The sequence below is a fragment of the Pseudomonas sp. Z18(2022) genome, assembly GCF_036346535.1.
GTDB classification, from domain to species: domain Bacteria; phylum Pseudomonadota; class Gammaproteobacteria; order Pseudomonadales; family Pseudomonadaceae; genus Aquipseudomonas; species Aquipseudomonas yamanorum_A.
On sequence record NZ_JAOTOA010000039.1, the window covers coordinates 23429 to 31388 of the forward strand.

Sequence of the window (7960 nt, forward strand, 5' to 3'; positions counted from 1 at the left end):
AGCTGGCTTGCCTGCGATGGCATCGCCTCGGTGTATCTGATGTACCGAGTTGCCCGCATCGCAGGCAAGCCAGCTCCCACAGAAAAGCAGCTCTGCTTTCGCTCTGGATCTTGCTTTTAACACTCAGGTCGGCTTTCAGGCCGCCGTGCTCTTGCTTTTGATCTTGATCTGCGGGCCCCGTCAACCACGATGGCCGCAAGCAGGCACGGTGGAGCGGGTAAATCGGCAGGGATGCCGATTTAGCCGCGCCGGGCCATGGATGGCCCGTCGCGGCGGCCCGCGGAGACGGGTCTGATTGCGGGCATGCCGAGCCTAGGCGAGGCACCGAGTGGTGGGGCAAAGACCTTTTGGTTACTTTTGGGGCGTTTGCCAAAAGTGACCCGCTGTAAGAGCGGAACCCTAAGTAGCCGTTACCGAAGAAACGGATATGTACACCATCCCGGCCCCCAAAAAGCATCACCGCGGCACCACGCGAATCACCGCCCGAGGCCCCAAATCAGGAATCGCCTTATCCACCGAAGGCAACTGCGGCGCCTGCACATCCGGCATCGCCCAACTATGCTCCGGCTGCAACCCACCCTGGGCCCTGCGCATAAACTCATAGCGATTCAACGTAATACTGCGCCCCGCCCCACTGTCACGAATAATGTAGGGCCGCAAAAACACCATCAGATTCGTCTTCGTCACACTGCGCTTTTCATTCCTGAACAACGCCCCCAACCCCGGGATATCCGCCAACCAAGGCACCGCGTCATTGCTCTGGCTATAGCCATCCTGCAACAACCCGCCAAGCACCATGATCTGCCCGTCATCCAGCAAAATACTCGTATCAATCGCCCGCTTGTTCGTCACCGTCCCCGCGTCCACCGAAGCCCGCGTGTCGACACTGCTGACCTCCTGGTAAATATCCAGCTTCACCGTCCCACCCTCGGAAATCTGCGGCCGCACGTTCAGCTTCAACCCCACCTCCTCGCGCTGCACCGTCTGGAACGGGTTATTGCTCGTGCCCCCGCCACCGGTCACATAACTGCCGGTGACAAACGGAATCGTCTGCCCCACAAAAATACTCGCGGCCTCGTTATCCAGGGTCAGCAGGTTCGGCGTCGACAACACATTGGTCCCGCCCTTGCTCTTCAGCGCCCGGGCCAGCACCTTGAGGTCCAGCACCTTGCCAATCCCCGGAATATCCACCGTGCCGTCCACCAGCCCGATGTTCAAACCCTTGGGCAACACATCAATGCTGGTCTTGCTGGCAGGCGCTGCATTCAACCCGCTGCCCCCCAGGTTGACCCCGCCAAAGCCACCCTTCCCGCCCAGGTTCCCCGCCTGCCACTGCACCCCGAATTCGCTGGCATCGTCTTCGCCCACTTCGACGATCAGGCTCTCGATCACCACCTGGGCGCGACGCTGGTCGAGCATGTCGATCACCTCCCGCAGGTTGCGATACAGCGGGTCCGGCGCCGAGATCAGCAAGGTGTTGGTGGTGGCGTCCGCCTGGATCGTCACGCCACCGGCGCTGAATGCGGTGTTCTGGTCGCTGGAGGTCGATGCGCCAGCAGTAGTCGGGTCCTGGCCGTAACCGCTGGGCTGGGCGGTGCCGCTGCCGGTGGGCGTGCCGCTGCTGTTCTGCGTGTTGCCCTGACCGCTCTGGGTGTTGCCGCCCATGGCACTCAACTTGCCCCGCGCATTGTCACTGGCACCGGTGTCGCTTTCCCCCGTCAGCAAGCCCCGCAGCGACTGCGCCAGCTTGGCCGCCTGGGCGTTGCGCAGGTACACCACGTGCATGTTGCTCGGGTTGCTCTGGGCATTGTCCAGCTTGTAGATCAGGTTGCGCGCCAGCTCGGTGCGCTCCGGGCTGCCGGCCCGAATGATGATGGAGTTGGAGCGCGGGTCACCGATCACGCTGATCTTCTGGGTCTGGTCGGCGCCCTGGGTTTCCAGGAGTTCCGAGACCATGGCGGCGATGTCCACGGCGATGCCGTTCTGCACCTTCACCACGTCGGTGTCGATGGCGCTCGGGGTGTCGATGCCGTCGATGATCTGTGCCACCCGCGCCAGGTTTTCCGCGTAGTCGGTAATGACGATGCTGTTGTTGCCCGGGTAGGCGTTGATCGGATTGTTGGGCGACACGATGGGACGCAGCACCGGGATCAGGTTCACCGCGTTTTCGTACTGCAGGCGAAAGGTGCGGGTCTGCATGCCCTGCCCGCCCGGGTTGGCGCCACTGTAGATCGGCCCGCCCAGCAGCTTGGCATCCGCCTCCGGCACCACTTGGGCCACGCCGCCCACGTCGACCACGCTGAAGCCTTGCATGCGCAGCGCCGCCAGCAGCATGTCGTAGGCCTGGTGCGCCGGCACCTGGCCTTCGCTGACCAGGGTCAGGTTGCCCTTCACCCGTGGGTCCACCAGAAATTGCTGGCCGGTGGCACGGGACAAGGCGCGCACCACCGCCTGGATATCGGCGTCGACGAAGTTCAGTTGCACCGGTTGATCACCCAACGGGTTGCGCGCCTTGGCCGGTGCGCTGGCGTGGCTGCGGGCGCTGTTGGTCACCGGGTGCGGCACACGGGGCGGCGGCAGCGGTTCACGCTGGCGGTCCAGGGTGGTTTCGCCGCTGCGCCGGGTGTCGGCCAGGGGCTGGCCGAGTTCGCTGTCCACCAGCAGCGGTTTGGAGGGTTGGGGGGTGCTGCACGCGCCCAGCGCCAACAAGAGCAAAGGGGCGACCTTGCGAAAAGGCGCAGCATTGGGCAATGACCACTTCATGAAGCTTCCTTAGCGCCAGGCGCCTGATCCATGCGAACGGTCCCGGACAAGGTGCCGGCCGAGTTTGAAGGGGTGGCATCACCTGCGCGTTGCAAGCGGGCCTCAGAGACTTCCAGGGAAAATGGCCGGGGGTTGGCCAGCAGCCAGTCGACCACGGCATCTGCCGGGGCGTGCGCAAAGGTCAGGCGCCAGCCACCGGTTTCCTGCGCCTGCAATTGATAGCGGCCCTGCAGCCCGGCGCGGTCGAGGGACTGGTGCAAGGCGGTTTCCAGATCACCGCTGCGCGGGGCGGTGGCGACGCCCTGCAACAGCACCTGCAGCGCCTCGGCCTGGCTGCGCAGTTTCGGGGTTTCGGCCTGCCAGTAATCGATCTTCTTCAGCGGTGGCTGAATCAACAGCAACCAGATCAGCAGGCCGGCCAGCACCAGGCCGGCGCCCACCAGCAGACGTTTTTCGCGCACGGCCAGGCCGTTCCAGAACACCTGGGCCTGGCTGCGCAGGAGCTGCAAGCGCTTATTCATCTTCGGCCTCATCGTCCGCCTCAGCTTCAACCTGGCCGGTGAGCGGGCCCAGGGTCCAGCCCTGGTCGTCGCGGTTGGCGCTGAAACCGGCCTGGGCCAGCAGCGCCTGCCCGTCAGCGGCCAGGGCCGGGCTACGGGCGTCGGGCAGCAGGCTCAGCTGCAGGCGGCCTTGCTCGTAGGTCAGGCTGTCGACGCTGCCCGCCAGGGACAGCAGGCTGCTGCCGGCCAGTGCCAGCAAGCCGGTGAAACGCTGGCCAGGCTCGGCCGCCGCGCCACTCTGGCGGGCGGCCAATTGCTGGCGGGCTTGTTGCAGCGGGTTGAGAATCACCGGCAGTTCGGGGAAAGCCTGGCGCACCTGTTGGCTCATCTGCGCCTTGAGGCGTTGGCCTTCGTCGACCTGGCGGGCGGCGTAGAGGTTCAGGCCCAGGGTCCAGATGGCAACCGCCAGCGCCGAACAGGCCAGTGCCCTGCCCCAGCCGCCGGTGGCCGCTTGTTGCAGCCGACCATGCAAGCCCCAGCCCGGCAATGCACCGCTCCAACGGGCATCGCCGGTCACGTTCTGCACCTCGACGCCCGTGGCGAGCAGATCATCCAGCGCCTGCTGTCCCAGAGGATGCACTGCGCCCTGCTGCACGCCATGACGCAGCAGCAAATAACCATCGCTGAAGGCGGCGCTCGGTTGCCCGCCGACGGGCAGCGCGTAGGGCGCCGGGTACAGGCCGCGCACTTTGATCTTCAACTGGGCCGCTATCCGGGCCAGCTGTTCAAGGCCGCTTTTGGGCAACCAGCCGACCTGCACCAGGCCAGTGCTTTCCCGTGGGCCGTGGGCCACATGCATCAATTCCACCGGGCCAAGGATCAGGGCCTGGGCCGCACAGGTCACCGCGTCGTCGACCCTGGCGGAAGGCAGTTGCGGCAGTTCAAGGCTGGTCAACAGGCTGTCACGGGGATGCAGGAAAAACTCCACCTGGGTGTTGGCCCATTGCGCGAGGCTACCCTGCCCTTGCTGGCTGACCTGCCCGGCGCGGTCCAGCCAGGCGAACTGCACCGGGCTCTCGGTGTTGAGTTCATCCAGCGGCGGCAACGCAATGCGCAAACGCTTCATACGCCCACCCGCGACCAGATCACCTGGGGCTGACGGTCTTCAGGGCGATACAGCAACGCCTCCAGGGTGACCCGACGCTGCTCGCGGCGGGCCTGGCCCTGCACGCGGAACCACTCGCTGGTGATGCCTACCTGCACCGTGTCCACCGCCACCTGGGGCATGCGCAAGCGGTTGACGAAATCCCCACGATTGACAAACCAGCGCCCGCCATCACGCTCGGCCACCAGCGCCTTGGCGTGCGACAGGCTGAGCCCCGGCACCACCGCACTGAGCACCTCGGCGCTGGCGGTATTGCCGTTGACCCAGGTATTGCCGGGCAGCACGCTGACGTAGCTCGCCATGCGCCGCAGCTGGCGCGGGTCGAGGCCTTCGATTGCGCTGAGGTCGGCGAGGCTGCGCAACATCGGGTACCTGGCCGGAGTCACTTGTGCCGCCGCGCCGGGCGAGGTGTCGCGGCTGCTGTTGAAGCCGCCCGTGAATGAGGCCGTGCCTACGCGCTGGTCATAGGAGTCGATCACTCGCCGGCTGATGCGGCGGCTCACGGCAAGGTCGATGCCGATCAATTGGCACAGGCGTTCGAAGCTCTGCAATTGCACGGCGTCTGGCTGTTGTTGGGTCACCAGGTTGCGCAGGTTGAACTTGCCCTGCTCGTCTTCAATCCGCCCCTCGAACGCACCGCCAATGGGCCGTGCCCACGGTTGATCGAGCCGGGTCAATACGTCCTGGCGGCGCGCGTCCCATAGGCGTTGGCGACTGGTCTCCAGGCCGCCACTCAGCAGCCACTGGCCCTGGATGCGCAGTTGCTCGGCTTCCAGGCTGCGGGTGAATACGGTTTGCCGGGTGAGCATGGCGCCGGCAATCACTGCGACCACGGCCGCGATCAGCAAGGCGCTGATAATCGCCATGCCGCGCTGCTTCGCCGCTGGGGGCGAATGGCTGTTCATCGCCGGCCTTACAACTGCCAGGAGCCGATGTCGGCGTTCACGCCGTCGCCGTCTGGTTTCCCGTCGGCGCCGAGAGAGAACACATCCACCTCACCGTTGGCCCCCGGGTTGAGGTAGTGATACGGGTTGCCCCACGGGTCATTGGGCAGGCGTTCGAGGTAGGCGCGCCAGTTGCTGTTTTTTGCATCTGCCGGACGCTCCACCAACACCTTCAGACCCTGGTTCATGCTGGGATAAGTGCCGTGATCGAGACGGTAGAGTTTCAGGGCCTGCATCAGCCCGCCAATGTCCTGCTTGGCCGCCGTGGCCCGTGCCTGGTCCGGGCGGTCGAGTACTTTTGGCACTACCAGCGCCGCCAGAATCCCCAGAATCACCACGACCACCATGATCTCGATCAGGGTGAAACCGCGCTGCCGGCGCGGGGACGTGAAGTGTGCGATATCCATCTCGACATTCCTTGGCTTGAGTGCATTTCGTGGCGCAGTGTTGCAAGAACACATGTCAGTCGTGTTGAAAATCCTCGGGAGCTTTGGTCGCCAATCGGTCAACTCCCGAGGCTAGTCTGCGGGCTTGTTTCCCGGTTTTGAGTACGCCATGGGCGGCCCCCGCAACGAGCACGGTTTCACCCTGATTGAAGTGTTGGTGGCCCTGGCGATCATCGCCGTGGCCATGGCTGCCGCCGTGCGCGTGGCCGGCCTGATGACCACCAGCAATGGCCTGCTGCGGGACAAGTCGATGGCGTTGCTGGCGGCCCAGAGTCGCCTGGCGGAACTGCGCCTGGAAGGTCGGGTGAGCCCGGGGCGCAAGACGTTCGACTGCGACCAGGGTCGGCTGAAACTGCGTTGCGAACAGACCATCAGCAACGGGCCGGATGGGCGCCTGTTCCAGGTCAGCGTGATGGTGCTGGACGCGACCCGTGAAGCGCCGCCCCTGGCACGCCTGGAGACCGTACTGGGGCGCCCGCCGCTACCGCGCGCGGTTACTGCCGAGTGAGGCTTGGCAAGGCCGGAGCGTCGGGCAACTTGTCGAGAGGCACGCGGATTTTTTCCGTACCGCGTTCAATCTCCACGCTATCGCCTTCAATGGCCGTCAGGCGCACCCCGGGGCTTAGGCGTTCACCCAACAAAAAGCTGCGGGGCGGGCCGTCGTTGAGGCTGAGGATCGCCACCGCGCCACGGGCCCCGGCGAGCACACCGGAAACCTTGATCTGCATCACCGCCGGGGTATTGGAAAACCACTGCAGCGCCGGGTTGTCGCTGTGGGCGGCCAAGGCCTGGGGCGCGGCCTGCGGGGTGTGGGATTCGGCCGAGGTGAGCAGCAGCGGCGTCCAGGTCGCCACCCCGGCCAGCGCCGCCAGCAACGCCACAGCCTGGACGCCGTGGGCGGGTGAAAAACGATGGATGAATGCCATGGGCGGGACCTCCTGTTTGTCCGTTGCCTCAGGCTACAGGGCAATTCACACCTTTTTATTTCAGTGGTCCGTCAGGGAGCAAAAAATGAAACAGCAGGGCTTCACGTTGATCGAGTTGATGGTGGTGCTGGTGATCATCGGCATCGCCAGTGCGGCCATCAGCCTGAGCATCAAGCCTGATCCGCTGCACCTGCTGCGCAAGGATGCCGAGCGCTTGAGCCAGCTGTTGCAGGTGGCCCAGGCCGAGGCCCGCGCCGATGGCCGAGCGATCACCTGGCGGGCGGATGCCAAGGGGTTTCGCTTCAGCCGCGTTACGGATGATGGGTTGGGGTTGGAGAACTTCAGCGGGGATCAGCAACTGCGTCCACGGGCCTGGGACAACACGCCGATGCAGGTGCGCGTCGAGCCCGGGAAAGTCCTGGTGCTGGATGCTGAATGGGTGAACCCACCGGTGCGGGTGGTGCTGTCGGATGGGCAGCACAGCTTGAGCGTGCAACGGGATGCGGCGGGGTTGTTGCGGGTGGTGAGCCATGAGTGACCAGAAGGGTTTTACGCTGATCGAGGTGATGGTAGCGATCATGTTGATGGCGGTGGTCAGTGTGATTGCCTGGCGCGGGTTGGACAGTGTGACCCGGGCGGATCAGCATTTGCAGGCCAGCAGTGAGCAGACCGAGGTGTTGTTGCGGGCGCTGAATCAGCTGCAGCTGGATGTGAGTTTGCGCGCGGGGGTTGAGTTGGGGCCGCCTGTGAGTGATGAGGCGCCGAAGCCTGGGGGGTTGGGGTTGGCGGCGGTGTCGGTGAGGAGTTCGGACAGCAAGGGGTTTCGGCTGGAGGTGATCCGTAGTGCGCCGATTCCTGGTGATGGGTTGCAGCGGGTGCGGTGGTGGCTCAAGGGTGACACGCTGTATCGGGCGGCGGCTCCGGCGCGGGATCGGTATCCGCTGCCTGCGCCCCGGGATGCGGTGGCGGTGCTTGGGCAGGTCAGGGATTTGCAGGTCAGGGTTTGGGATAAGGGGTGGCGGCAGTTGAGCGGGAATCGGCGGGAGGATCCGCAGGGGCTTGAGGTGGTTCTGGTGCGGGAGACGGGCCAGGGGGTGGAGCGGTATCGGCAGGTTTTGGGGCCCTTGCGGTAGGCTGGTTTTTGGGCGGTGTACATATCCGTTATTTGGGTGATGGCTACTATTGGTTCCGCTCTTACAGCGGCTCACTTTTGAAG

General features: G+C 64.9%; 9 protein-coding genes. 3 read left to right on the forward strand and 6 right to left on the reverse strand.

The features are described 5' to 3' along the window. Nucleotides 1-456: 456 nt before the first annotated feature. From gspD to gspG, 5 genes are read right to left on the reverse strand one after another with little or no spacing between them, the layout of a single operon-like run. Complete coding sequence (gspD, locus tag V3W39_RS32755; RefSeq protein WP_330214108.1) at nucleotides 457-2763, reverse strand: type II secretion system secretin GspD; 2307 nt, start codon at nucleotides 2761-2763, stop codon at nucleotides 457-459. Next, nucleotides 2760-3284 carry a type II secretion system protein GspM gene (gene gspM / locus V3W39_RS32760; RefSeq protein WP_177048933.1) on the reverse strand — a complete coding sequence of 175 codons (525 nt, stop codon included), beginning with the start codon at nucleotides 3282-3284 and terminating at the stop codon, nucleotides 2760-2762. The genes gspD and gspM overlap by 4 nt, the downstream gene beginning before the upstream one ends. Beyond that, entirely contained in the window at nucleotides 3277-4389 is a 1113-nt protein-coding gene (gene gspL, locus V3W39_RS32765; RefSeq protein WP_330214109.1) for a type II secretion system protein GspL, read from the reverse strand. The genes gspM and gspL overlap by 8 nt, the downstream gene beginning before the upstream one ends. Next, nucleotides 4386-5333, reverse strand: a complete 948-nt coding sequence (gspK, locus tag V3W39_RS32770) for a type II secretion system minor pseudopilin GspK (protein WP_177134777.1) — start codon at nucleotides 5331-5333, stop codon at nucleotides 4386-4388. The genes gspL and gspK overlap by 4 nt, the downstream gene beginning before the upstream one ends. Before the next feature lie 8 nt (nucleotides 5334-5341). Beyond that, nucleotides 5342-5779 carry a type II secretion system major pseudopilin GspG gene (gene gspG / locus V3W39_RS32775; RefSeq protein WP_177048936.1) on the reverse strand — a complete coding sequence of 146 codons (438 nt, stop codon included), beginning with the start codon at nucleotides 5777-5779 and terminating at the stop codon, nucleotides 5342-5344. A gap of 148 nt (nucleotides 5780-5927) precedes the next feature. On the opposite strand from gspG, the gene gspI reads away from it, so the two are divergent. Beyond that, on the forward strand, nucleotides 5928-6326 hold the full coding sequence (gene gspI, locus V3W39_RS32780) for a type II secretion system minor pseudopilin GspI (protein WP_177048937.1): 399 nt from the start codon (nucleotides 5928-5930) through the stop codon (nucleotides 6324-6326). Here the strand turns inward: gspI and V3W39_RS32785 are convergent. After that, nucleotides 6313-6744 (reverse strand): type II secretion system protein N, encoded by a 432-nt coding sequence (locus V3W39_RS32785; RefSeq protein WP_177048938.1) that lies wholly within the window; start codon nucleotides 6742-6744, stop codon nucleotides 6313-6315. The genes gspI and V3W39_RS32785 overlap by 14 nt on opposite strands. 85 nt (nucleotides 6745-6829) lie before the next feature. Here V3W39_RS32785 and gspH point away from each other — a divergent pair, with 85 nt between their 5' ends. Continuing rightward, on the forward strand, nucleotides 6830-7282 hold the full coding sequence (gene gspH, locus V3W39_RS32790; protein WP_177048939.1) for a type II secretion system minor pseudopilin GspH: 453 nt from the start codon (nucleotides 6830-6832) through the stop codon (nucleotides 7280-7282). Then, nucleotides 7275-7877, forward strand: a complete 603-nt coding sequence (locus tag V3W39_RS32795) for a type II secretion system protein GspJ (protein ID WP_330214110.1) — start codon at nucleotides 7275-7277, stop codon at nucleotides 7875-7877. Before gspH ends, V3W39_RS32795 begins: the two co-directional genes overlap by 8 nt. Nucleotides 7878-7960 lie beyond the last annotated feature (83 nt).

What these genes read in the sequence shown, in the direction of transcription:
- gspD (WP_330214108.1), bottom strand. Translation starts at nt 2,763, where the DNA reads ATGAAGTGGTCATTGCCCAATGCTGCGCCTTTTCGCAAGGTCGCCCCT.
- gspM (WP_177048933.1), bottom strand. Translation starts at nt 3,284, where the DNA reads ATGAATAAGCGCTTGCAGCTCCTGCGCAGCCAGGCCCAGGTGTTCTGG.
- gspL (WP_330214109.1), bottom strand. Translation starts at nt 4,389, where the DNA reads ATGAAGCGTTTGCGCATTGCGTTGCCGCCGCTGGATGAACTCAACACC.
- gspK (WP_177134777.1), bottom strand. Translation starts at nt 5,333, where the DNA reads ATGAACAGCCATTCGCCCCCAGCGGCGAAGCAGCGCGGCATGGCGATT.
- gspG (WP_177048936.1), bottom strand. Translation starts at nt 5,779, where the DNA reads ATGGATATCGCACACTTCACGTCCCCGCGCCGGCAGCGCGGTTTCACC.
- gspI (WP_177048937.1), top strand. Translation starts at nt 5,928, where the DNA reads ATGGGCGGCCCCCGCAACGAGCACGGTTTCACCCTGATTGAAGTGTTG.
- V3W39_RS32785 (WP_177048938.1), bottom strand. Translation starts at nt 6,744, where the DNA reads ATGGCATTCATCCATCGTTTTTCACCCGCCCACGGCGTCCAGGCTGTG.
- gspH (WP_177048939.1), top strand. Translation starts at nt 6,830, where the DNA reads ATGAAACAGCAGGGCTTCACGTTGATCGAGTTGATGGTGGTGCTGGTG.
- V3W39_RS32795 (WP_330214110.1), top strand. Translation starts at nt 7,275, where the DNA reads ATGAGTGACCAGAAGGGTTTTACGCTGATCGAGGTGATGGTAGCGATC.